This is a genomic window from Listeria sp. ILCC797 (assembly GCF_900186185.1).
GTDB lineage: Bacteria > Bacillota > Bacilli > Lactobacillales > Listeriaceae > Listeria > Listeria goaensis.
Genome location: NZ_FYBS01000003.1, coordinates 187552 through 211729, shown reverse-complemented (window position 1 = coordinate 211729; position 24178 = coordinate 187552). Strand labels below are relative to the sequence as shown.

General features: G+C 41.5%; 20 protein-coding genes and 1 riboswitch. Of the genes, 12 read left to right on the top strand and 8 right to left on the bottom strand.

All coding sequences use genetic code 11. From position 1 onward, the window contains the following. Nucleotides 1-2: 2 nt before the first annotated feature. The gene (locus BN1609_RS04840) at nt 3-734 is read right to left on the bottom strand and encodes an NADPH-dependent oxidoreductase (protein ID WP_088810503.1); all 732 of its coding nucleotides are present in this window, start codon (nt 732-734) and stop codon (nt 3-5) included. Between the two features lie 125 nt (nt 735-859). Here BN1609_RS04840 and BN1609_RS04835 point away from each other — a divergent pair, with 125 nt between their 5' ends. From BN1609_RS04835 to BN1609_RS04825, 3 genes are read left to right on the top strand one after another with little or no spacing between them, the layout of a single operon-like run. After that, nucleotides 860-1096 carry a helix-turn-helix domain-containing protein gene (locus BN1609_RS04835; protein ID WP_088810616.1) on the top strand — a complete coding sequence of 79 codons (237 nt, stop codon included), beginning with the start codon at nt 860-862 and terminating at the stop codon, nt 1094-1096. Nucleotides 1097-1112: 16 nt separating this feature from the next. Further along, complete coding sequence (locus BN1609_RS04830) at nt 1113-1526, top strand: hypothetical protein (protein ID WP_088810502.1); 414 nt, start codon at nt 1113-1115, stop codon at nt 1524-1526. A gap of 27 nt (nt 1527-1553) precedes the next feature. Continuing rightward, entirely contained in the window at nt 1554-2627 is a 1074-nt protein-coding gene (locus tag BN1609_RS04825) for a low specificity L-threonine aldolase (protein WP_088810501.1), read from the top strand. A gap of 92 nt (nt 2628-2719) precedes the next feature. Here the strand turns inward: BN1609_RS04825 and BN1609_RS14060 are convergent, their stop codons facing one another. From BN1609_RS14060 to BN1609_RS04810, 3 genes are read right to left on the bottom strand one after another with little or no spacing between them, the layout of a single operon-like run. Continuing rightward, nucleotides 2720-2881 (bottom strand): FeoB-associated Cys-rich membrane protein, encoded by a 162-nt coding sequence (locus BN1609_RS14060; RefSeq protein ID WP_088815722.1) that lies wholly within the window; start codon nt 2879-2881, stop codon nt 2720-2722. A 19-nt stretch (nt 2882-2900) separates the two neighbouring features. Beyond that, nucleotides 2901-4889 carry a ferrous iron transport protein B gene (feoB, locus tag BN1609_RS04815; RefSeq protein ID WP_088810500.1) on the bottom strand — a complete coding sequence of 663 codons (1989 nt, stop codon included), beginning with the start codon at nt 4887-4889 and terminating at the stop codon, nt 2901-2903. Continuing rightward, complete coding sequence (locus BN1609_RS04810) at nt 4882-5112, bottom strand: FeoA family protein (RefSeq protein WP_088810499.1); 231 nt, start codon at nt 5110-5112, stop codon at nt 4882-4884. The genes feoB and BN1609_RS04810 overlap by 8 nt, the downstream gene beginning before the upstream one ends. A gap of 285 nt (nt 5113-5397) precedes the next feature. Here BN1609_RS04810 and pta point away from each other — a divergent pair, with 285 nt between their 5' ends. Both pta and BN1609_RS04800 read left to right on the top strand, forming a co-directional pair. After that, nucleotides 5398-6375: a phosphate acetyltransferase gene (gene pta / locus BN1609_RS04805; protein ID WP_088810498.1), complete on the top strand. Its 978-nt coding sequence runs from the start codon at nt 5398-5400 to the stop codon at nt 6373-6375. 353 nt (nt 6376-6728) lie between these two features. Beyond that, a complete protein-coding gene (locus BN1609_RS04800; RefSeq protein ID WP_255377314.1) occupies nt 6729-12620 on the top strand; it encodes an immunoglobulin-like domain-containing protein in 5892 nt (1963 codons plus the stop codon). Between the two features lie 129 nt (nt 12621-12749). On the opposite strand, the gene BN1609_RS04795 is transcribed toward BN1609_RS04800, so the two are convergent. Next, nucleotides 12750-14225: an LM6179_1298 family efflux MFS transporter gene (locus BN1609_RS04795; protein ID WP_088809461.1), complete on the bottom strand. Its 1476-nt coding sequence runs from the start codon at nt 14223-14225 to the stop codon at nt 12750-12752. Nucleotides 14226-14355: 130 nt separating this feature from the next. Between BN1609_RS04795 and BN1609_RS04790 the strand changes: the two genes are divergently transcribed. From BN1609_RS04790 to BN1609_RS04765, 6 genes are all read left to right on the top strand, one after another. Next, on the top strand, nt 14356-15408 hold the full coding sequence (locus BN1609_RS04790) for a M42 family metallopeptidase (RefSeq protein ID WP_088809462.1): 1053 nt from the start codon (nt 14356-14358) through the stop codon (nt 15406-15408). A gap of 18 nt (nt 15409-15426) precedes the next feature. Then, a complete protein-coding gene (locus BN1609_RS04785; protein ID WP_088809463.1) occupies nt 15427-15897 on the top strand; it encodes a glutathione peroxidase in 471 nt (156 codons plus the stop codon). A gap of 102 nt (nt 15898-15999) precedes the next feature. Next, nucleotides 16000-17568, top strand: a complete 1569-nt coding sequence (locus tag BN1609_RS04780) for a peptide chain release factor 3 (protein ID WP_088809464.1) — start codon at nt 16000-16002, stop codon at nt 17566-17568. 71 nt (nt 17569-17639) lie between these two features. Continuing rightward, a riboswitch (yybP-ykoY riboswitch) is annotated at nt 17640-17794 on the top strand. Nucleotides 17795-17822: 28 nt separating this feature from the next. After that, nucleotides 17823-18590 carry a TerC family protein gene (locus tag BN1609_RS04775; protein WP_088809465.1) on the top strand — a complete coding sequence of 256 codons (768 nt, stop codon included), beginning with the start codon at nt 17823-17825 and terminating at the stop codon, nt 18588-18590. 99 nt (nt 18591-18689) lie between these two features. Next, nucleotides 18690-19469 carry a TerC family protein gene (locus BN1609_RS04770; protein WP_088809466.1) on the top strand — a complete coding sequence of 260 codons (780 nt, stop codon included), beginning with the start codon at nt 18690-18692 and terminating at the stop codon, nt 19467-19469. Nucleotides 19470-19512: 43 nt separating this feature from the next. Further along, nucleotides 19513-20838: a TrkH family potassium uptake protein gene (locus tag BN1609_RS04765; RefSeq protein ID WP_088809646.1), complete on the top strand. Its 1326-nt coding sequence runs from the start codon at nt 19513-19515 to the stop codon at nt 20836-20838. Between the two features lie 38 nt (nt 20839-20876). Here the strand turns inward: BN1609_RS04765 and BN1609_RS04760 are convergent, their stop codons facing one another. The 3 genes from BN1609_RS04760 to BN1609_RS04750 all read right to left on the bottom strand — a co-directional run bounded on the left by BN1609_RS04760 (nt 20877) and on the right by BN1609_RS04750 (nt 23557). Next, nucleotides 20877-22022: a VanZ family protein gene (locus BN1609_RS04760; RefSeq protein WP_088840561.1), complete on the bottom strand. Its 1146-nt coding sequence runs from the start codon at nt 22020-22022 to the stop codon at nt 20877-20879. An 82-nt stretch (nt 22023-22104) separates the two neighbouring features. Further along, nucleotides 22105-22479 carry a DUF4064 domain-containing protein gene (locus tag BN1609_RS04755; RefSeq protein ID WP_088809468.1) on the bottom strand — a complete coding sequence of 125 codons (375 nt, stop codon included), beginning with the start codon at nt 22477-22479 and terminating at the stop codon, nt 22105-22107. Between the two features lie 28 nt (nt 22480-22507). Next, complete coding sequence (locus tag BN1609_RS04750) at nt 22508-23557, bottom strand: acyltransferase family protein (RefSeq protein ID WP_088838980.1); 1050 nt, start codon at nt 23555-23557, stop codon at nt 22508-22510. Nucleotides 23558-23680: 123 nt separating this feature from the next. Between BN1609_RS04750 and BN1609_RS04745 the strand changes: the two genes are divergently transcribed. Continuing rightward, nucleotides 23681-24163: a methylated-DNA--[protein]-cysteine S-methyltransferase gene (locus BN1609_RS04745; RefSeq protein WP_088825421.1), complete on the top strand. Its 483-nt coding sequence runs from the start codon at nt 23681-23683 to the stop codon at nt 24161-24163. Nucleotides 24164-24178 lie beyond the last annotated feature (15 nt).

Sequence of the window (24178 nt, the reverse complement as noted above, 5' to 3'; positions counted from 1 at the left end):
TGCTACTTATTTCCGCCTAAAAATCCTTGTTTTTTCAACCCTTCTGGAATGCCGGTAAAATAAGGTTGCGCATAAAATTTAGCAATGCGTTCCGTATAGCCAATAGAACCTTCACGTTCGGAATAAGGAATAATCGTTACATCATATTTTTCAAGCAGCGGTAAAGTGTCTGTTTGGTAGGTTTCTTCAAAATAAACAGCTTCTTTAGGTAAACGAGGTCGGATTACGGATTCGGTATCCGGATAGCCCACACAAAGCCCAACAATTGGAATCACCATTTCAGGTAGCCCAAGAAATTCGGAGACCTCCGTAAACTCACGTCTAATTCCACCAATACAAACCGTCCCGTAGCCAAGACTTTCAGCCGCCGTTAGCGCATTTTGACAAGCTAAACCAACGTCAGTTGCGGCAACAAGCAGTAAGTCTTCGTCGCTTTTCGCATTAAATGCCGTCTGATATTTCGCGCTCGCCAAATTGGCACGATGAAAATCCCCAACAAATACAAGAAAAATGGAGCATTCCGCCACATATGGATTTTTCGTCAGCTCCGCTAACTTTTGTTTACGTGCAGCGTCTTTTACCCCGACAATGGAATATTGTTGCCCATTAATCCAAGATGGTGCACTTTGAGCCGCGCGGATAATTAAATCTAAATCGGTCTCAGGAATACTTTTTCCAGGTATGTACTTGCGAATCGAACGGTGGCTTAACATTTGCTCAATGACTTTATTCAAATTAAATCCTCCTCCAAAATCAATTTCTTCTTCAAGTATAGCTTTCTTCAAGCGAAATGTTAACGCTATACTTGAAAAAAATGCCAATTTTTTCTACACTAGAAGAGAGAAAGGGTGTGAACGTCTTGGAAATAAGCAAACAAGAACAAGATCGGCTGTTTTTAGAAGAAACATTTTTAACTTCAGAAGAATCCGCTAAATTTTTAGGCGTAACGAAGCAAGCCATACAGTCTCTTGCGAAACGCAACATTATTCCGCACATTCGCAAAGGAAATGTCCTACTGTTCCACCGAATAGATATCGAAACTCGCTTGGCAAACCAGACCGAATTACGCAAAAAATATCGCCCGTATGAACATTAAAAAAGGGGATGAAACCATGGAAGATTGGAATAAATTTAAAGAAAGAGGGTTTGTAGTAAAGGAAACCGGTCCTGTTTACTACACCGCCAACATGGATGAAACCATCGCTTGGTTCACCAAAACACTCGGTTGGTACTGCGAAATTGATGAGCGCGACGAAAATGGAAGCGGCACATATGGCTGTGCGTTTGACCTCCCGCGTGAATTTGAAAGCCTACATATCGCACCATTTACTGGCTTCCATCTTTTATACGGCGAACCAAAAGGCGGTACCGTCGCTTTCATGAAAGTGCAAGGCATCGAAAAACTGCACGCTCACGTCATAAACAGTGGCTGGGAGAAAGTCACCTTACACGCTGCCGCCGATTTTGAAACAAAGCTCTGCCAAGTAGAAACAATTGATGGCTACACTTTGCAGTTTTTTGAATAAAATTGAATTTTAAAAGGAGGGCTGGAAGTGGAAAAACCAGATTATTTAAAAGAAACTTATCAGGAAACAACTTTTAAATTAGCGAATAATGGGCCACGCGACATCTCCGTTTTAAAAGAAGTCATCGCAAATGTGGACGGGGAAACTGCGAGCGATATTTACGGTACAGGTTCGTTGATTTCAAATTTTGAAGAAAAAATGGCAGGGGTTTTAGGTCTGGAACAAGCAGTTTTCTTCCCAAGCGGTACGATGGCACAGCAAATTGCGCTTAGAATTTGGGCGGATGAAAAAAACATACCGCGCGTTGCCTATCACCCGCTCGCTCATCTGGAAATCCATGAGGCAGACGGCTTGAAAAAGCTTCACAATATTGAAACCGCGCTACTTTGCGAACAAGACCGCGTACCAACACTTGAAGACATTCAAACTTTGGGTGAAAAAGTAGCCTGCGTTTTACTCGAGCTTCCTCAAAGGGAAATTGGCGGGCAACTACCAAGTTTTGAAGAACTCGTTCAAATTTCCGAATACTGCAAACAAAACGGCATTGCGTTACATTTAGATGGTGCACGCCTTTTTGAAGTATTGCCTTTTTACCAAAAAGAAGCGAGCGAAATTTGTGCGCTGTTTGATACCGTGTACATTTCCTTTTATAAGGGCATAGGCGGCATTGCCGGCGCAATTTTAGCTGGCCCAACTGATTTTCTCAAGCAAGCTAAAGCATGGAAACGGCGTTACGGTGGGGATCTAATCAGTTTGTACCCGTACATTTTATCGGCCGATTACTATTTTGAAAAACGCAAAACTAAAATGGCGCTGTATTTTGAAAAAGCGAAGGAGCTTGCCGCTCGTTTCAATGCGCTTACAGATGTGAAAACCATTCCAGAAATCCCTGTTTCAAACATGTTCCACGTGCAATTTGATGCGCCGCTAGCAGATGTGGCGAAGCGAATTGCGATTGCCCAGTCCAAAACCGATATTGGTGTGACCGGCTATTTGCTTGAAAAAGGAAGTCACACATGCACGTTTGAAATCCCGATAGGTGACGCCTATTTGGAAATCCCAAATGACCAGCTGGACGAATTGTTTTCCGAACTTCGCTAATCATATTTTAAATTTTACAAAAAAAAGCAACCTTTCTCTCCAAGTTCAAAGGGGAAAAAGTGTTGCTTTTTAGCATTTTCTCATAGAAAAAATTATTTTAGATGTGTGGGTAGCTCATTTTCAGACTCGCATGTTTTCTCAAGCTCACAAGCTGCACATTTTCCTTGTCTGCTCTTTTTTGTGAAGCGAACAAGGGCAAAAATCGTATAACCGAATATAAGTCCACCAAGCAAAAGATTAACAAAAATAGCCATAGCACATTCAAGCCCTTTCTTAAATAAATAGATTTCCAATTTGATACACAAGAAGAACAATTACGTAGGCAGTTAATAGCGGATAGAGCGTTGCGAATGCAGTCCATTTCCATGACGCCGTTTCCTTCCGAATGGCCGCAACAGTCGCAAGGCAGGGGACATAAAGCAAGATGAACAACATGAAACAGTAGGCAGAAAGCGGAGTGTAAAATGCGCTAACAACGCTCCCAAGGCTGTCTTCTCCAACTGAATAAATAATCGCCATCGTTGAAACCACTACTTCTTTAGCTAAAAACCCCGGAATTAAAGTTGCGCCGGCTTGCCAAGTGCCAAAACCGAGGGGAACCAAAAGAGGCGCTAAAAAGCCGCCAATCATAGCGAGAAAGCTTTCGCCCATCGGAACATCAAACCCGCCTGGGCCAGCGTAATTGAGCAACCAAATGATGACCGAACCAGCAAAAATAAACGTGCCTGCTTTTTTCAAAAAACCTTTGCCTTTTTCCCATGTGCTGCGCCATAGCGTTTTGAATGAAGGGAAACGATACGGTGGCAGTTCAACGACAAAAACCGAATTATCGTTTTTAAGTAGCGTTTTGGATAAAATTTTAGTCATGAGAAGCGCCATCACAATGCCAATGACGTAAAGCGAGAGCACAACGAGCGCTTGATACTGCGCAAAGAAAACACCGACAAATAGCGCATAGACGGGAAGTCTCGCAGAGCACGACATAAATGGCGTAATCAAAATCGTCAATGTACGTTCTTTGGATTCTTCGATGGAGCGAGCCGCCATGATGCCTGGAACGTTGCAGCCAAAGCCAATGATCATCGGAATGAAGGCTTTGCCGTTTAGCCCAAACATTTCCATAATCCGGTCCATCACAACCGCAATCCGCGCCATATAGCCAGAATCTTCAAGCAGCGAAATAAAGAAGAAAATCACCAAAATTTGCGGAACGAACACGAGCACACCGCCAACACCCGCAATAATACCGTTTGTGATTAAATCAATTAAAAAATGACTTGTACCCAAGGACGCCAAAAATTGCGTGGTGAAATCTGTTAGTGGACCGCTGAAAAACCCGTCAAGCAAATCAGAGAGCGGCACGCCAACCCATGTAAATGTAATTTGAAAAATCAGCCACATGATACCAAGGAAAATGGGAATGCCGAAAAAACGATGGGTCACAATTTGGTCAAGCTTATCTGAAAGTGGCACGTTAGTTCCCGTGTAGGTGACCGCTTCCACACAAATATCTTGGATAAAAGCACGTCTAGTTTCGAATATCTCACTTTCAATGCTGCGTGTAAGTTTCATCGCCGTTTCCTCACGAATCTGTACGGCCGCCGAATAAAAAGGCTCATCTTGAATATGCTTTTCGGTCACAGGATTGGCAGTGAGAAATTGGAGCGCGAAAAAGCGCAAATGCTTACGCGGAGCCGTGTTTTCCAAAAGAGCAGAAAGGTCTTGAATGGCCCGTTCGATTGGTTTTGCGTAAGGTAGCTTTAGCGAATGATTTCGCGTGGCTTTTTCGTCGGTCAGTGTGGCAAGAATTTCTTCTGTCCCTTTGCCGGAGCGTGCGATGACGGGCAAAACCGGTATTTTGAGCGCCCTCGCCAGTTTCGGAATGTCAATTTTGATCCCACGGCCTAGCGCCACATCGACCATATTGAGTCCCATTACGACAGGCGCCCCAAATTCGAGCAATTCAATCGTTAAATTTAAATTCCGCTCAATTTGCGCTGCATCAACAATATTTAACATCGAATCAAATTTTTCTTCTATTAAAAAACGCGTTACAACAGTTTCGTCACGCGAGATAGGATGAATATCGTATATGCCCGGTAAATCAATGAGCTTACCTTTTTCCGCTTTTAATGTGCCGACTTTCTTTTCAACAGTCACGCCACTCCAATTGCCGACGTATTCGTATGAACCAGTCAGCGCATTAAAAAGCGATGTTTTACCAGTATTAGGGTTTCCGAGTAAACAATATGTATTAGCCATTTCGTTCCACCACGATTTCGCAAGCATCACAACTTCGAATACTAATGTACTGTCCTTTTGTTTCAATTGTGCAAGGACCGCCTAAAAAGCCTTTTTGTTTCATACATAGTTCGCAGCCTTCCATGCAACCAAGCGCCAGCAGACGTCTTTTGAGCATAGAGCTGGAAACATTTAAAGCAGAAATTTTACCGCGTTCGCCGGTTGAAAGTTCATTGAGTCGCATGCATCGTTCCTCCCATCGTTCAAAATGAGTTTGAGAATCATTATCAATTAAGTTCATTTTATCACAATATCTCAAAAAGTAAATGGTTGTTTAAAAAAAATATAAAGAAAGCGATATTTAGTGTAAAAATAACTCTCTAGAATTCATACAGTTTAGAAAAAATTGTAGTACAGATAAATGACGCAAAAATCCGTTTTTTTATGGCTTTTCCTGTTAACTTCATACATTTTATAGTATGATAAGAAAAGAAAATGAATTTGTGTGAAATTGGAGGAATAAAAGGAAATGAGCGATTTATTGAGAAGTATTAAAGAACAAGTTGCTGGAAAAGGAGTTCGTATTGTCCTTCCAGAAGGAAAAGATGAGCGAATTGTTGGAGCAGCAGCACGCCTTGCCGAAGAAGGTGCGATTACTCCTATTTTATTAGGCCAAAAAGCAGAAATTGAAAAAGCTGCAAAAAATGCTGGTGTTTCAGTCGACGGAATCGAAGTGAAAACACCAGAAACGGATCCATTATTTGATGAACTCGTGGCAGCCTTTGTCGAACGTCGTAAAGGAAAAGCAACAGAAGAAGACGCGCGTAAGTTGCTACAAGATCCAAACTATTTTGGAACGATGCTTGTATACACTGGAAATGCAGATGGTTTAGTAAGTGGTGCCATTCATTCAACAGGGGATACAGTTCGCCCGGCACTTCAAATTATTAAAACAAAACCTGGTATTTCGAAAGTAGCTGGTGCGATGATTATGGTGCGTGATGCGGAACGTTACCTATTTAGCGATGTCGCCATTAATATCGCACCAACAGCTGCTGACTTAGCAGAAAATGCCATTGTAAGTGCAGAAACTGCACAAATTTTTGGTATCAAGCCGCGCATTGCCATGCTCAGCTTTTCGACAAAAGGATCGGCAAAGTCTGAGGAAACTGAAAAAGTTGCAGAAGCAACTAAACTAGCGAAGGAAAATGCGCCAGAATTGACACTTGATGGTGAATTCCAATTTGATGCAGCGTTCGTACCATCGGTTGCTGCGCAAAAGGCTCCTGAATCCGTTATTAAAGGCGATGCCAATGTATTCATCTTTCCAAGTTTAGAAGCGGGAAATATTGGATATAAAATTGCGCAACGCTTAGGAAAATTTGAGGCAGTAGGTCCCGTTCTACAAGGACTAAATGCACCGGTGAACGACCTATCTCGTGGTTGTAACACACAAGATGTTTACAATCTTGCACTTATTACGGCAGCTCAAGCAGTTAGTAAATAAACATTAAGTCAAAATGAAAAAAAGAGAAGTAAAATTAATTAAAAGGTTCTATGCTTTGAAAATCAAGCATAGAACCTTTTTTTTGCAATCGTTTATTTTGTGGATTTGATACTAAACTTGCTCGTTTTTTGTAAATTGTCACAAAAATTACAAAAAACATAGAAAAAAAACAGTTTTTATATCCAACTTAACTATTTTTTAGGTGCTAATATGAATGAGTGCGAAACTGGAAGGAGGAAAACGAAATTTAAATTATGAATTTTGCAGAAAGACATATCGAGCATAGTGAAGTGTGCCTTTCTAGCTTTTGCATCAATAAAATATCATGAAAAAGGAGAATAAACAACGTGAACATGAAGAAATCTAAATTAAAAAAGATGACTATCAGCGCGATTACAGCAACTATGGTAGCTTCTACACTTGTAACAGCACTTCCGTTCAATGTAGTTGCTAGTGGCACTAGCACTGGATCAGAAGGAACAAAATTAACCAACCTAAAGTCAACATCTACAAACTTGTTGGGGGCTGCTGCTAACTTCGATAATAAAAACTACTGGACGCCAATTTATTGGACAGCGGCTAATACTATTAATGACACAAAATATGCTAGCTGGGATAGTTATCCTGGGGATAGCTGGGATTATTTTGGCGTGTATAGTATGAGTACTAAATTCGAAGGAAATGGTTCAGTACAACTTAGCTCACCACAAATGTTGAAATCTATGGGGATTGGACGTGCGTTTACCACAGTTCCAGGACATCGCTATAAAATCTCATATACTGCAACTAATGTAGATGGGAACAATAATGTTGCGGTAGTTGTCAATGATGGTTCTGCTGTACACCAAGCTTTATACAATCCATTACCTCTTTGGATGAATATACCGAACCCAGGTACTTGGGTTGGCGCATCTGGATCACAGCAAACAGGTGAATTTGTAGCAACATCTAATTCAACATCCGTTTCTTTGGAAACAACAACTGGTACAGTTCGAATTAGTAACCTTAGTATAGTTGACTTAAGTGACATAGAAAGAACAACTATTAATAGTTTAACTACAGACTCAACAAGTGTGAATGGAACCGCAGAACCGAATGCAGACATTGTTATTAAAGATCAAAATAACAATCAACTTGCTACAGGGAAAGTATCAGGGGATGGCACATATCAATTTGGCATTCCAAAACAAGCAGCTGGAACAGTTGTGACGGCATATGTAACAGCAAATGGTGTAAACGCAGATCCGGCATCAACAACGGTAACGCAAGGAAACCTAGCACCAACAACGATTGATAATCTAACAACAGATTCCGTGAAAGCCGAAGGAACAGCCGAGCCAAACGCGGATATGACGATTAAAGTTGGTCAAACAACGATTGCAACAGGAAAAGCAGATGCTAGCGGTCATTACAGCATTACGATTCCAAAACAAACAGTTGGAACAGTTGTCGAATCAACGGCAACAAAAAATGGCAAAACATCAAATACGGCAACCACAACAGTTACTCAAGGAGCGATTGCCGCAACGACAATTAACAGTCTAACAACCGATTCCGTGAAAGCAGAAGGAACGGCTGAACCAAACGCGGATATGACAATTAAAGTCGGTCAAACAACAATTGCAACAGGAAAAGCAGATGCTAGTGGTCATTACAGCATTACGATTCCAAAACAAGCAGTTGGAACAGTTGTGGAAGCAACGGCAACAAAAAATGGTACAACATCAAATACGGCATCAACAACGGTAACGCAAGGAAACCTTGCTCCAACAACAATTGGTGATTTAACAACCGATTCCGTGAAAGCCGAAGGAACAGCCGAGCCAAATGCGGACATGACGATTAAAGTCGGCCAAACAACGATTGCGACAGGGAGAACAGATGCTAGCGGTCACTACAGCATTACGATTCCAAAACAAGCAGTTGGAACAGTTGTCGAAGCAACGGCAACAAAAAATGGTGTAACATCAAATACGGCTACCACAACGGTGACTCAAGGAGAATTAGCACCGACAACGATTGGTGCTTTGACAACGGATTCTACGGTAGCTCAAGGGAATGCAGAACCAAATGCAACAATTGTGATTAAAGATCAAAATAATAATCAATTAGCAAGCGGTCGCGTAGGCTCAGATGGTACGTACCTGCTTTTAATTCCAAAACAAGAAGTTGGAACAGTTGTTACAGCTACGGCAACGAAAAATGGTAAATCATCCAGTGCGAGCACAACGGTTACTCAAGGAGAGCTAGCACCGACAACGATTGGTGATTTAACAACGGATTCCACAACGGCACGAGGAACAGCTGAACCGAATGCTAACATTGCGATTAAAGTCGGTCAAACGACAATTGCAACCGGACAAGTAGGTCCAGACGGAAATTACAGCTTAACGATTCCAAAACAAGCTGTCGGAACTATTGTGACTGCAACAGCAACGAAAGCAGATAAATCGGCTAGTGCGGACACAACGGTCACTCAAGGAGAAATTGAGCAAACAACGATTCAAGCGTTGACAACGGATTCCACAACGGCACAAGGAACGGCTGAACCGAATGCCGACATTGCAATTACAGTTGGTCAAACCACGATTGCGACAGGAAAAGTGGGCTCTGATGGAATTTATAGTTTAACAATTCCAAAACAACCAGCAAATGCTGTTGTAAGCGCGACTGCAACAGTTGGAACAAAAACATCGAGTGCAATGACCATTGTTAGTGATATGAATATTGCACAAACAACTATTGACGGACTGACAACAGATTCAACAAGTGTAACAGGTCATGCAGAACCCAATGCGATAATTGTCATTAAAGATCAAAATAATAATCAAATTGCCAGCGGCCTAGTAGGTTCTGATGGTATTTACAGCATGACAATTGCAAAACAAGCAGCTGGAACAGTTGTGACAGCAACTGCAAGTGCAAAAGGGAAAACATCGAGTGCATCTACACCTGTTATTGACATGAGTATTGCACAAACTACGATTAATTCATTGACAGCTGACTCCACAACGGCACAAGGAACAGCTGAGCCAAATGCGAGTCTTGTCATTAAAAATCAAGCAGGTGCAACAATTGGAACTGGTACAGTAGGTTCTGATGGTCGCTACACGATTACGATTCCAAAACAAGCAGAAGGCGAACGTGTGACAGCAACAGCGTCAGCAAAAGGGAAAACCTCAAGTGCTACAACTGTAGTAACAGCAGGGACACCTATTGCAGCAACGACCATTAATAATTTAACAACGGACTCTGTAAAGGCAGAAGGAACCGCAGAACCAAATTCTGATATTGTGATTAAAGTCGGTCAAACGACGATTGCAACAGGAAAAGTAGGATCAGACGGAAATTATAGCCTGACCATTCCAAAACAAGCAGTCGGAACCATTGTAACGGCAACGGCAACAGCAGATGGAAAAACTTCAAGTGCGAGTACAACGGTTACTCAAGGTAATATTGCACCAACAACAATTGGTAACTTAACAACGGATTCTGTGAAAGCAGAAGGAACCGCAGAACCAAATGCAAGTCTTGTGATTAAAGTCGGTCAAACGACGATTGCAACAGGGCAAGTAGGTCCAGACGGAAATTACAGCATTACGATTCCAAAACAAGCAGTCGGAACCATTGTGACAGCAACCGCAACGAAGAATGGTAAATCTTCAAGTGCGAATACAACCGTCACACAAGGTAATATTGCACCAACGACGATTAACTCACTTACAACGGATTCTGTGAAAGCAGAAGGAACCGCAGAACCAAATGCAAGTCTTGTCATTAAAGTAGGACAAAACACAATTGCAACAGGAACAGTAGCTTCTGATGGCACATACAGTGTGACTATTCCGAAACAAGCGGTTGGAACGGTCGTAACGGCAAGTGCAACAGCGAAAGGCAAAACAGAAAGTGCGAATACTACGGTTACACAAGGTAATATTGCGCCAACGACAATTAATGCCTTAGATTCTGATTCTACAAAAGCAGAAGGAACGGCAGAACCGAATGCAGATATGGTTATTAAAGTAGGTAATACTACGATTGCAACAGGAAAAGCAGATGCTAGTGGGCATTACAGCATTACCATTCCAAAACAAGCGGCAGGTACTGTTGTCATTGCAACCGCAACGAAAAATGGGAAATCAGCAAGTGCGAACACAACCGTTACACGAGCTTCAAATGGAACGGTGACGGTGAAAGATGCGTACTATGTTGGTTATGATACACGCGTTAAAGCGGAAGTAGCTGGCGATGTGACGAAAGTTTACTTGGAAGTAGATGGCACTAGAAAATCTACTATTCCTGTAACGGGAAGCTTCGAGTACTATGCGAAAAATGACATTACAAGTACAACACAAACAGTCTATCTTGTAGGTCTAGATTCAACGAATAAAGAACTGGATCGTAAACGAGTAACATTAAAAGATGGACAATTAAAAATTGGGGCAGTAGCTCCAGATAGCTTTGTTGTGGGAATTGATGCATATGTGAAAGGAACCTATACAGGTTCTGTAACAAAAGTCGCCATTTCTGTAAACGGAACGACTCTTTCTAGAATTCCAGTTGCGGCAGATGGAACTTTCCAATATTATGCACGACCAAACATTACAAATGCGGCAACAGATGAAGTTTATGCGATTGGTTACAATTCTGAAGGCGATGAAATTTCGCGTAAGAAAGTAACCTTATTCGGACCAGAAAGTTTAATCGGTAGCTTAACTGTTAATCCGAACTATTTCGCCGTTTCAACAGATTCTTACGTACAAGGAACGTTCACAGGAAGTGTGAAATATGTTTCCCTTGTTGTGAATGGCACAGAATACGTGAAAACCCCTGTAAAAGATGCGAACACGTGGAGCTATTACTCTAGAGGCAAGATTGCGATGGGTGATACGGTTTCTGTGAAAGGGTACAATGTCGCAGGCGTTGTAGTGGATGAAAAACAAGTCAATGTAATTCTTAACCCACCAGGCGATAGTACTATTACAGCAAATAATTTTGTCTTGTACCAAGATAAATATGTTACAGGAACGTATACAGGAAGCGTGAAATACATTGCGCTGAAAGTCAATGGCACAGTATTAAGTAAAATCCCAGTTTCAGGTGGCACTTACTCATACTATGCACGACCAAATATCACATCTGAAGAAGATGTAGTATCCATTATTGCGTATAATAGCGCAAGTGTCCAAGTAGCGGAAGCACCTGTCCGAGTGAGTGATTCTGAAACGACAAGTGCTATCACAGCGAATAATTATAGTATTGGTGATAGTTCAGTAATTGGAACATATTCTGGAGATGTGAAATACATTTCTGCGACAGTGAATGGTACAGAACTTTCTAAAATCCCAGTAGACGGCTCAGGCACATATAACTATTATATTCGCCGTTATATCACAAGCGATACAGATACTATTGTAATGAACGCCTACAATTCAAGAAATGAAATTGCGAAAACTACTACAGTAAGAATCAATCCAAGTGGTCCATCAGCGATTACTGCACAGACTTACAATCTTGGAGAGAGTTCAGTAGTTGGTACGTACTCTGGAGATGTGAAATACATTTCTGCGACAGTGAATGACACAGAACTTTCTAAAATCCCAGTAGACGGTTCAGGCACATATGATTATTATATTCGCCGTTATGTCACAAGTGATACAGATCGAATTGTAATGAATGCCTATAATTCAAGAAATGAAATTGCGAAAACTACTCCAGTAAACATCGGTCAAACTGGTCCATCAGCGATTACTGCACAGACTTACAACCTTGGTGATAGTTCAGTAGTCGGCACGTATTCTGGAAATGTGAAATATATTTCCGCAACCGTGAATGACACAGAACTATCTAGAATCCCAGTAGACGGTTCAGGCACATATGATTACTATATTCGCCGTTATGTCACAAGTGACCAGGATACTATCGTAATGAAAGGTTATACTGCAGGTGGAGATGTGGTGGCTTCTAATAGAGTGACGATCCCACCAACTGCTCCAGCAACGTTAACAACAGATGTCTTTACGATTGGAACTTCAAGTAATGTCACAGGAACATCAACAAATGGTGTGAAATATATTGCGCTTAAAGTTGAAGGTGTCGTTAAATCTAAAATTCCAGTAAATGCAGATGGTTCGTTTACGTATTATGCGAAAGCCTTACTGAAAACACCAGGTATGCAAGTTTCGATGATAGGTTATGGCGGAGCGAACAATATTCTTGTTGAAACACCAGTAACGGTTCGATAAATTACTGAATGTTTCTAAGCAAACTAAACAGCAAAGAACTTTTCAAAGAGTTCTTTGCTGTTTTTTCTATTTGAACAACAAAAAGAGCAGCTCAACTTGAGCTGCTCTTTTCAATCTGAATGTATAACTTTAATTTTCCCCAGAAATATGTTTTTTTGGCAAAATAAAATGGAGGAAAAAGCTGATAACAGCCAGTAAAAACATAGTCCAAAAGACGATATGAAGACCTTCATACAAAATCGAGCGAAGGGGATTGATTAGACTCTCGTCCACTTGACCAGCTGTTTTTGGACTAATCAACAGATTTAAATGTTTTCTGTCCACACCTGCCGTCGCATTTGCCGCAAACTGTGAGGCAAGAATCGAGTTGAAAATTGTACCAAAAATCGCAACACCAATCGTTTGACCCACTGTTCGGAATAAAGTGTTAGAAGCTGTGGCGATACCCGTCTGATAGCGAGGCACTGCGTCTTGGACGGTGACCATGGTCGTAGTGAAGATAATACCAAAACCTAAGCCCATTAAGGCGCTATTTAAATAAAAGTAGATATCTAACGTGCTCGCTGGGAAAATCGCTAGGATTAGTCCGCTCAAAACCGTGATGAAAATGCCAAGGCCAACTGTATGGCGATTGCCGATTTTCATTAGCAGTTTTCCGCCTACAAATGAACCGATGATCCAAGTAATCGAAAGTGGGGCAATCATGAGCCCCGCAATTGTCGCGCCGTGGCCAAGCATACCTTGCGCCCACATGGGAATGTAAACGTTTATACCAATCAAAAAGGCGCTAATGAAGAAGCCAATTAAATTTCCGATAAGCACGACCGGATTTTTAAACAGAACAAAAGGCATGATAGGGTCTTTCGCCCGTTTCTCGGCGTAGTAAAAGCAGATAAAGAGCACAACTGCTAGCCCAAGTAAAATTAAAACGAGTGGCTCGCCCCAGTTTAGCGTTTCTCCGGCGCGCTGTAAGGCGAATAAAAGTGCAAGCAGTGCTACCGTAAATAGCGATATACCAAGGAAATCGATGGGGAGGTTTTCGTTTGCAACATTTTCTTTTAAATAAAGCCAGACTAAGAAAATCGTCAAAATTCCAACAGGAACATTGATAAAGAAAATCCAGTGCCATGATAATTGATCCACTAAAAAACCACCCAGAAGTGGACCGAAAACGCCAGCGATTCCCCATGCGGAACCCATGAATCCGAGTATTCTGGCGCGCTTTTCAAAAGGATAAATGTCGGCGATAATTGTCATTGTTAGCGGTAAAATTCCGCCTGCGCCGATTCCTTGGATAGCACGGAAAATAATAAGTTGCTCCATATTTGTGGCAAATCCGCAAAGTGTGGAGCCCACTAAAAAAATGAGCGTTGCGATAATAAAGATCATTTTTCTTCCATATAAGTCCGATAATTTCCCGTAAATGGGAACTGTAACGGCGGAAGTTAGTAAATAAATTGAAAAAATCCAATTCATAAGTTCGATGCCGTCAAGTTGGCTGACGATTGTTGGAATGGCTGTGCTGACAATCGTTCCTTCAATGGCTGCCATAAAAGTTGCCACAAAAACGGCGACTGTGACGGCTTTCACTTTTGTTTCTTCCACAAGATTTACCTCCCTTTCGTGTCAAGCTGAATTATAGCATAATTAAACGGCTTTTTGTCAAAGAATTCATCATTTGTGCCTTTTTCTTTGGAAAGGATTATAATGAAGGAGAATAAAAGGAGGAATGGAATTGACTTACGAACCGAATACGACTGAAACGATGTTGAAAATTAAAGAACTAACTGAAATTGCAAGTCCAACTGGGAATACACGCGAAATTATTGCGAAAATTGCTGCAGACTTAGCGGAATTAGATGTGAGCACCCGCTTAAATCATAAAGGTGGTTTAATTGTGACACTGCCTGGTGAAAATACGGAAAAGCATCGAATGTTGACGGCACATGTAGATACACTTGGTGCGATGGTGAAAGAAATAAAGGCAGATGGCCGCTTGTCGCTCTCTTTAATTGGCGGTTTTCGTTTCAATGCGATTGAAGGGGAATATTGTACGATTGAAACCTCGGATGGGAAAAAATTTAGCGGAACAATTTTGATGCATCAAACTTCGGTACATGTGTATAAAGATGCTGGCACGGCGGAGCGAAATGAACGCAACATGGAAGTACGAATTGATGCGCGCGTCACGTCTAAGGAAGAGGTTCGCGAACTAGGCATTGAAGTGGGTGACTTTGTTTCGTTTGATTCGCGAACCGAAATTGTAAACGATGAATTTATTAAGTCGCGCCATTTGGACGATAAAGCAAGTGTTGGCATGCTGCTGCGCCTCATTGAACATATTCAAAAAACGGGGGTTAAACTGCCGTATATGACCCATATTTTAATTTCAAATAATGAAGAAATCGGGTATGGCGGTAATTCGAACATTCCGGCTGAGGTTGTAGAATATTTGGCGGTCGACATGGGGGCGATTGGTGACGGGCAGGCAACTGATGAGTACACGGTGTCGATTTGTGCGAAAGACGGTAGCGGGCCGTATCACTACGGTTTTCGAAAAAACTTGGTGGAGCTTGCGAAACAGCATGATATTTCATATAAAGTGGATATTTATCCGTATTACGCGTCGGATGCCAGTGCAGCGATTCACGCGGGGAACGACATCGTGCACGGCTTAATTGGGGCAGGGATTGACTCTAGCCACGCATACGAGCGGACGCACCGCGATTCGCTCTATCACACGGAAAAGCTGCTTTACCACTATCTTTTAAGTGAGATGGTCAAGTAAATTTGGAGGTGTAAAACGATGAACGTACACGATTTTACAGAAGTCGCGATGGACGGTCACAAAATTCCACTATCTGTTTATGAAGGAAAAACACTGTTAATTGTGAATACAGCCAGCAAATGTGGCTTGACACCGCAATTAGAGGGGCTGGAATCGCTATACAAAACGTATCAAAAGGACGGCTTGGAAATTTTAGGCTTTCCGTGCAATCAATTTTTGCGGCAGGATCCGGGTACGAATGAGGAAATCATGGAATTTTGCCAGTTAAATTACGGCGTGACATTTCAAATGTTTGAGAAAATTAAAGTCAAAGGTCGCGATGCCAATCCGCTTTACAAGTATCTCGTTGCTGAAACAGGCGGAAAGAAAATCGAATGGAATTTCGCAAAGTTCCTCATCGATGGCGATGGCAATATTATCGAACGCTTTTCTTCTAAAACAAAACCTGAAAACATCGAAGAAAATATTAAAGCGGCCCTTTTGAAATAAGGATTTAAATAGGAATACGGCTAATTGATTTTAGTCGTATTTTTTTTTTGCCTCCTATGATATACTATAAAAATGTGAAGAAGTCGAGGAGGAAATGGAATCATGAGTCAGGGTTTACAAAAAGAAGTCGAAACGCGTAAAACATTTGCGATTATTTCCCATCCAGATGCGGGGAAAACAACGATTACCGAGCAGTTACTTCTTTTCGGTGGCGCGATTCGTTCAGCGGGTACTGTAAAAGGGAAAAAAACAGGGAAGTATGCGACGAGTGACTGGATGGAAATTGAAAAGCAACGTGGGATTTCCGTCACGAGTTCGGTCATGCAGTTTGATTATCAGGATTGCCGTATTAACATCTTGGATACACCTGGGCACTCCGATTTTAGTGAAGATACGTACCGGACGCTTATGGCAGTTGACGCGGCTGTCATGGTTGTCGATTCCGCAAAAGGGATTGAAGCTCAAACAATTAAACTATTTAAAGTTTGTCGGATGCGCGGCATTCCAATTTTTACGTTTATGAATAAGATGGACCGTGAAGGGAAAATGCCACTTGAACTTTTGTCGGAATTAGAAGAAGTGCTTGGCATTGAATCTTACCCGATGAACTGGCCGATTGGTATGGGGAAAGAGCTCATGGGGCTTTATGATCGCTATCATCACGTTGTTGAGCGTTACCGGGCGGGGGAAGACGAAACTTTCTTGCCACTAAACGATGAAGGCGATTTGAAAGAGGCGCACGAGATTCAAAACTCAAGTTACTACACCCAAGCTTTGGAAGAAATTATGCTTTTAGATGAGGCAGGAAATGAATTTAGTCGCGAAAAAATTGCAAAAGGTGAACTGACGCCAGTTTTCTTCGGAAGTGCTTTAACGAACTTTGGGGTGGAAACGTTCTTAAAAACGTTTGTTGAATTTGCTCCGTCGCCAAGCGCTCACGAGACGAATGAAGGGGAAATTGCTGCCGAAGATAAGAGTTTCACAGGCTTTATCTTTAAAATTCAAGCGAATATGAATCCCGCTCACCGCGACCGCATTGCGTTTGTGCGAATTTGTTCAGGCGAATTCGAGCGTGGCATTGGTGTTACCTTAACGCGAACTGGCAAGCAAATGAAACTTGCAAACTCCACGCAATTTATGGCCGATGACCGGGAAAATGTGTCGCGCGCTGTAGCTGGCGATATTATCGGTTTATATGATACAGGAAATTATCAAATTGGCGATACGATTTCAAGCGGCAGCAAAACTATTGAGTTTCCAAAGTTACCGCAATTTACGCCGGAGTTATTTATGCGTGTTTCCGCGAAAAATGTTATGAAACAAAAACATTTCCATAAAGGTGTCGAACAGCTTGTTCAAGAAGGTGCCATTCAATTGTTTAAAACGTGGCGCATGGAAGATTATATTATTGGCGCCGTTGGTCAACTTCAATTTGAAGTGTTCGAACATCGGATGCGTAATGAATATAACTCGGAAATTATTATGGAGCCAATTGGGAAGAAAATCGCCCGTTGGATTCGCGAGGAAGATGTGGATGAGAAACTTTCAACTGCGCGTAGTATGCTCGTGAAAGACCGTTTTGATGCGCCGCTGTTCCTTTTCGAAAATGAATTTGCGATCAATTGGTTTAAGGATAAAAATCCCGATATCGAACTCACATCATTACTTTAAAAAAATAGATTGACTTTATTTTTACAAACATGGTATAGTCAATTAGTAGAGTTCAATTATATATCTTTTTGACAATAGTCAAAGGGGAGTAGCACTGGTTTTCGGACCGGGATAAAATCGTCATTACATGGACAAGCGTCCATCGGTTTTATTAACATGTCACATGTCAGCGAGACCTTTGCCCGTAACGGGTGAGGTCTCGTTTTTTATTTACTCGGCCTTGTCAAAAGAACAAAATCAAAGGAGGAATTTTAGTGGACACTGCAATGCTTTTAGAATACGGCTGGGTACTACTCGTCCTAATCGGACTTGAAGGGATTTTAGCCGCAGACAATGCTGTCGTGATGGCAGTTATGGTCAAACATTTACCAGAAAAACAACAGAAAAGGGCGCTTTTTTACGGTCTAATGGGCGCATTCGTCTTTCGTTTTGCTGCTCTCTTCTTAATTTCCTTCCTCGCAAATGTTTGGCAGGTGCAGGCGCTTGGAGCCGCATATCTCTTGTACATTGCAATTAGCCACATTGTGAAGCATCTAAGAGGAAGCGATCATAATGAAAAAGAAGCGAAAAAGTCAGGTTCAGGTTTCTGGATGACGGTGCTTAAAGTCGAGGTTGCAGATATTGCGTTTGCGATTGACTCCATGCTTGCTGCTGTAGCGCTTGCAATCACACTTCCTAAAACGGGTTGGGGACAAATTGGGGGTATTGACACAGGGCAGTTTGCCGTGATGTTCCTCGGTGGTTTAGTCGGCCTTATCATCATTCGTTTTGCCGCAACACAATTTGTGAAGCTACTCAAAAATTATCCATCTCTTGAAACAGCTGCCTTCCTAATTGTGGGCTGGGTAGGCGTAAAATTAGTCGTTTATACATTAGCGCATCCAAGCCTAGGCATTATCCCACATGAGTTCCCTGAATCGACTACTTGGAAACTAATTTTCTGGGGCGTGATGATTTTAATTATTATCTGGGGTTGGCTCATTTCAATTAAACAAAAGAAAAAAACGCAATCAGAACAATAAAACGCTTAACAATTTTTGAATAAGGGTATAAAATGAGAAGGTATGTACGTTTCATGTGCAGCCTTCTTATCTGTACATAGAAAAAAATGGGGTGAAGGAATGGATGTTTCAATATTAGCAGAGTACGTATGGGTCTTCTTCGTACTCGTCGCACTGGAAGGAATACTTTCCGCAGATAATGCTGTTGTTATGGCGGTTATCGTTCAAAAATTACCGCACGAAAAACAGCGGAAAGCCCTGTTTTACGGCTTAGTCGGTGCCTTTGTTTTCCGTTTTATTGCGCTTTTCTTAATTTCTTTCTTGGTTAAAATATGGGAAATACAAGCTATTGGCGCAATTTATTTATTATACTTAGCAATTAAACATATGATAGACTTAAAACGCGGTAAAGATGGCAAAAAGAAAACAAAAGAGGAAGACAAGGATAAGCCTGTGTCATTTTGGGGTATCGTGATGCGCGTTGAATTAACCGACATCGCTTTTGCGCTCGATTCGATGCTTGCTGCGGCCGCGCTTGCGATGACATTGCCTGATTTAGGCGATTTCACTATTGGTGGTATGAACGGCGGGCAATTCATCGTGATGTTCCTCGGCGGACTCGCTGGCTTAATCGTCATTCGTTTTGCGGCAACACAAGTTGTCAAATTACTAGAACGCTATCCAACGCTTGAAACGGCTGCTTTTCTAATCGTAGGTTGGGTGGGTGTTAAACTAGGTGTGTATACACTCGCGCACCCTTCAGTTGGTATTTTACCAGAGGATTTCCCAGATTCAACTGCATGGAAGCTGACATTTTGGTCGGTTATGCTAATAATTGGTATAGGTGGTTATATCATTGCTAGAAAAAAAGAAAAACAACAAAAGAAAACTCTATCTTGAAAACCGAACAATCAAAAATAAAATAAGAATTATCTTATCGCGCATGACGCCCGTTCAAATTATTATCACGTACTATTTTTTCGCGGTGACGATTTCAACGATTCTTCTCAGTCTCCCTTTTACTCAAAAACCGGGTGTGCATGTGTCTTTTCTCGACACGCTTTTTCTTGCGGCCAGCTCGGTTAGTGTGACGGGGCTCGCGACAGTCGATGTCGGCGCTTCTTACAGCACGGCAGGGATTTGGGTGCTCATGGGAATCTTCCAACTCGGCGGGCTCGGCGTGATGATGCTCAGCACTTTTTTCTACTTGATTTTGCGGCGGAAAATCGGGCTTAAGCAGCGGCAACTCATTATGACGGATACGAACCAATATACGATGAGTGGTATGGTTCGGATGTTGCGTGAAATTTTATTTCTCATCTTTGGGATTGAAATTATCGGTGCCGTCATTTTAGGGCTCTATTTCATCCCGTTTTTCCCAACAATTGGGGAGGCGCTGTTCCAAGGGATTTACAATTCGGTGTCGCTCGTGACAAACGCAGGTGTCGATATAACGGGGTCTTCTTTAATTCCGTTTGTGAATGATTATTTCGTGCAGTTTATCGCCATTTTGCTTATTGTCGCAGGAGGAATTGGTTTCCCTGTTCTGCTTGAAACGCGACGCTTTTTATTCGAAAAAAATACGCTCTATCCGTTTCGCTTCTCGCTGTTTGTGAAGGTTACGACGCTCACGTATTTGGTGCTTTTAATTGGTGGTGGGCTACTTATTTGGGGCATGGAAGCGGGGCATTTATTTAAAAATGCTAGCCTGAGTGAGGGCTTCTTTAATTCAATGTTCTTGTCGGCAACCTCTCGAAGTGCTGGACTACAAACGATTGATAGCGGCGCATTTACGGCTCCAACATTGCTATTTGTTTCGTTCTTAATGTTCATCGGGGCATCGCCGAGTTCTGTTGGTGGCGGTATTCGAACGACAACGTTTGCGGTGACGATTTTGTTCCTTTATTCGGTCATTCGTGGGCGCAATCACATTTATATTTTTGGACGCGAATTGCATCAGGAAGATGTTAGAAAATCGCTTGCTGTCATTATTTTTGCGACGATTTTATGTTTAACGGCCGTCATTGTGCTGGCGCAGACGGAAAGAGCCACGCTTATTGAAATTATTTTTGAAGTTTTTTCGGCATTTGGAACGTGCGGACTTTCGCTAGGTTTAACGCCGAATTTAAGTGTCGCTGGGAAAATCATTATTATTATTCTCATGTTCATTGGCCGCGTTGGGATTATGTATTCCATGCTTAGCTTGCGGAAAAAAAGCGAACCGAAAAATGCGATTCGCTTGCCGAAAGAGAAAATTATTACAGGTTAATTTTAAAAAGCCGTTTTGCTCACTGCAAAACGGCTTTTTTAGGTTGGTTTTGGTCGATACGTGCTCACTTCGGTTGTGCGGCTCATTTTTTCGTAAAACAATCGCTTGTCTCGCGCAAAAAAGTTAGCGCTAATATGAATGGCAAATAGAAGGGCGGTTGCGGCGGAAATGGCGAATAAAACGAGCGTGAGTTGTGGTGTGGTGATTTTCGGAATTTGCTCGTTAAGTGGAATGATAATAAGACCACCGACTAAATAATAGAGCAGACCGTATCTAACGAGAAGATGCTTCAATTTAACGCGACTTTCGCCAATGCGTACAATGCGAATATGCACAATCCATTTTCCAATGGTCAAGCCGTTTGTCAAACTTGGCAGGACAATGAAATAAAGGAAAATAAGAAGGATTTGCCAAATGATTTTTTTGTAGTAGTCGGAGCCAGATGAGCTGATTTCAGAAAAAGGTAACAGGTGTAGCCAGGTTAAGAGTCCTGTCATGACATTCAAAAGGAACCAGTCAATAAAGGTAGCCAAAAACCGTCTAACGAAACTGACGCGCGTGCTACGCGCACTACTCGTTTGGTCCATTTTTTCCCGCGAAGGTAAAAAGAACGTAAACAGCGGGGCGAGCGCATAGCCGATGAGTCCGCCGACTGTATTTAAGATGAGATCGTCCACGTCAAACAAGCGGTAAGCGTGGGGGTAAAGGAAAAAGAGTCCGGTCAATTGAGTGATCTCAAAAAAGAAGGAGAGCAGAAACGCGATGAGTGTCGTTTTACCAATTGAAAGCCGAAAATAATAGCGTAAATATACACCAAGTGGTAGAAGTAGGAAAATGTTAAATAATGGCTGAATAAAAACATCCTGAGTGAGCGCCGGCAAATAGGTGGACGGGTCGGTGATGACGAGCACCGTTTGGTTGATGAAATCAGCAATGAAGTGAAAAGGAATGAGCTGTGGTGCAGGCGCGTTTGAATTTGCTACATCAGCCATGTCGGGCAGTGGCAAGATGGTCATAAAAAAAGCCGCCATTAAATAGAAAATGAGCGTAAATAAGACAAAGACACGCATGAAAGTGATGCTGCCGAATTTGCGATAAGAATAAATGGCAAACGGTATGGTTAATAGAATGCTTAAAAATGGAAAGAGTATAAGTGCGATTTTAACTGGAAATAAATAGGTCATGTTGGTTCCCCTTTAAGAAATGTTAAAACAGGCGGATGACAAACGGCAATTCGTCGTTTATCATCCGCCTGAATATTAGTTGTTATTTGGCGTTCCAAGATTTTGGCACAGGGCGTCTGAACATACCCATGAGTCCCGTTAACATGAGTAAAATACCAGATACTACCCAAGATGTTCCGATGACGAAAAATAAAGCTAACCCAATTAGGAAAATAATAACGCCCCAGCTTCTAGGAGCTTTACCGATAAATAATGTTCCAATAAGTGCGATAGCGGAAGCAATTAAAGTAATCCAGCCAAGTTGTGTGACGCTATCCCCAAGTCTGCCAGATAAATACGTAAATGTTTGAATATAAGCTGTAATTTCTTCCCCATAATTGATAATCCAAATGCCGACCCCTAATCCGATAATTGATCCAATAAGACCAAGAATAACTTCAGGTTTGCGATTTGCCATGTCTATTCCTCCTTAGACGTTCCAATTGTTAATACCCCTCACTAGGCAATATTTTTTCTTTTAATCTAAAAAAAGCGGTTTTGAGTCGACTCATTCGAAGTTCAATAATTGGTTGAACGAACGTGGTGACAATGTTGCTCGATAGAATAACAGTTAAGCCGAATGAGATGGCCAACAAGAGGACAAATGTTTTTGACGTGTAATTAAAGTCTGACAAGCTTCCTTCCCGAAACATTTTAATAAAGAAGCCGTGCAGAAGGTACACGTATAAAGTATTTTTACCCCATTTTGTAAAGAATAATCGCTTTTTCGGAACAAAAGTAAGGAATGCAGCAATGGAAAGGAAACTAATGCCATAAATCACGCATCTGATGAGGAGCCCAAACGTTTTGACGTCAACGAAACTGGCGTAAGGTTTGGAGCCTAAAAACCAGTTTTCATTTAAATCTGGGTTAAAAATAATGAACGTAATAATGGCAAGCATAATAAAACTGCCGGCAATGCGCGCTGAACGCGTTTGTAATTTCTTAAAATGTTCTTTTTGCATGAAGAAGCCGATTAAAAAGAACGGAAAGAATACAAATGTGCGAGATAAGCTTAAATAGCCATCAATCATGTCAAAATAACCAGCGATAAGACCAATTAAAATGGCGAGTGAGATGCTTACGCTCGGTTTTAATTTTGTGAAGCCATATAAGAATATATTCCAAAAAAATAAACTAAGTAGGAACCAAAGTGACCATTCAGGGTCAAGTAAGGTAAGTGAAATACTGTCTTGACCGAGTAAGTAATAATAGAAAATCGAATAAATAAGTTGAAAGAAGACATAGGGTAAAATTAACTTTTTCATCGTTTTCATGAAATATCCAGGCTTTTTAAAGCCTTTTGCAAAATACCCCGATATTAAAATAAATGCCGGCATATGAAAAGTGTAAATAAAGATGTATAATACACGTACACTCGCATATTCAGCAACAAAAGTTTGTAAGAGGTGACCAAAAACAACAAGAAAAATTAAAATAAATTTTGCGTTGTCGAAATAGTGATCCCGTGGTTTACTTTGTTTTATCGTATCCATAAATTTCACCACACGGTCCTTTCTACATAAAAAGTCTATAGTTATTTTCCCATACCGCTGTAACAATAAACTGACAAAATACTAACAAATTATTGTTTTGCTATTACAAAGGAGGGCTAATTTATGGAAAAGAGAATTTTTGAGTCGCCAATTGGATTACTGTACTTAACCGTTGAAAATAGCCATGTTATCAAGATTTCTTACGACGATAAAGTCCAAAATGAAAGTGGAACGGCAGAAGAAAATCGCGTTATGAATGAGCTCGTAACAGAGCTTACGGACTATTTTTCAGGAAAGTTACAACGATTTCAAGTTAACTTTAAATTGAGTGGCACGGCGTTTGAACAGGCTGTTTACGAGGCGCTCACTGAAATTCCGTATGGTGACTTTTGGTCATACAAACAGGTGGCGAGTCATATTCAAAATGCCTCTTCAGTGCGAGCAGTTGGACAAGCAAACCGAAAAAATCCGCTGCCGATTATCATTCCGTGCCATCGTGTCGTGCAAGAAGGCGGGCAACTTGGTGGCTATAATGGTGCGGATTATGCGAAGAAAATTTGGTTGTTAGAATTTGAAATGAACCATAAAACTGATTTTTGGTCATAAAAAAAGGAAATCCTC

What these genes read in the sequence shown, in the direction of transcription:
- feoB (WP_088810500.1), bottom strand. Translation starts at nt 4,889, where the DNA reads ATGGCTAATACATATTGTTTACTCGGAAACCCTAATACTGGTAAAACA.
- BN1609_RS14060 (WP_088815722.1), bottom strand. Translation starts at nt 2,881, where the DNA reads ATGGCTATTTTTGTTAATCTTTTGCTTGGTGGACTTATATTCGGTTAT.
- BN1609_RS04755 (WP_088809468.1), bottom strand. Translation starts at nt 22,479, where the DNA reads ATGGCAAATCGCAAACCTGAAGTTATTCTTGGTCTTATTGGATCAATT.
- BN1609_RS04780 (WP_088809464.1), top strand. Translation starts at nt 16,000, where the DNA reads ATGAGTCAGGGTTTACAAAAAGAAGTCGAAACGCGTAAAACATTTGCG.
- BN1609_RS04745 (WP_088825421.1), top strand. Translation starts at nt 23,681, where the DNA reads ATGGAAAAGAGAATTTTTGAGTCGCCAATTGGATTACTGTACTTAACC.
- BN1609_RS04760 (WP_088840561.1), bottom strand. Translation starts at nt 22,022, where the DNA reads ATGACCTATTTATTTCCAGTTAAAATCGCACTTATACTCTTTCCATTT.
- BN1609_RS04830 (WP_088810502.1), top strand. Translation starts at nt 1,113, where the DNA reads ATGGAAGATTGGAATAAATTTAAAGAAAGAGGGTTTGTAGTAAAGGAA.
- BN1609_RS04810 (WP_088810499.1), bottom strand. Translation starts at nt 5,112, where the DNA reads ATGCGACTCAATGAACTTTCAACCGGCGAACGCGGTAAAATTTCTGCT.
- BN1609_RS04785 (WP_088809463.1), top strand. Translation starts at nt 15,427, where the DNA reads ATGAACGTACACGATTTTACAGAAGTCGCGATGGACGGTCACAAAATT.
- BN1609_RS04800 (WP_255377314.1), top strand. Translation starts at nt 6,729, where the DNA reads ATGAAGAAATCTAAATTAAAAAAGATGACTATCAGCGCGATTACAGCA.
- BN1609_RS04750 (WP_088838980.1), bottom strand. Translation starts at nt 23,557, where the DNA reads ATGGATACGATAAAACAAAGTAAACCACGGGATCACTATTTCGACAAC.
- BN1609_RS04770 (WP_088809466.1), top strand. Translation starts at nt 18,690, where the DNA reads ATGGATGTTTCAATATTAGCAGAGTACGTATGGGTCTTCTTCGTACTC.
- pta (WP_088810498.1), top strand. Translation starts at nt 5,398, where the DNA reads ATGAGCGATTTATTGAGAAGTATTAAAGAACAAGTTGCTGGAAAAGGA.
- BN1609_RS04765 (WP_088809646.1), top strand. Translation starts at nt 19,513, where the DNA reads ATGACGCCCGTTCAAATTATTATCACGTACTATTTTTTCGCGGTGACG.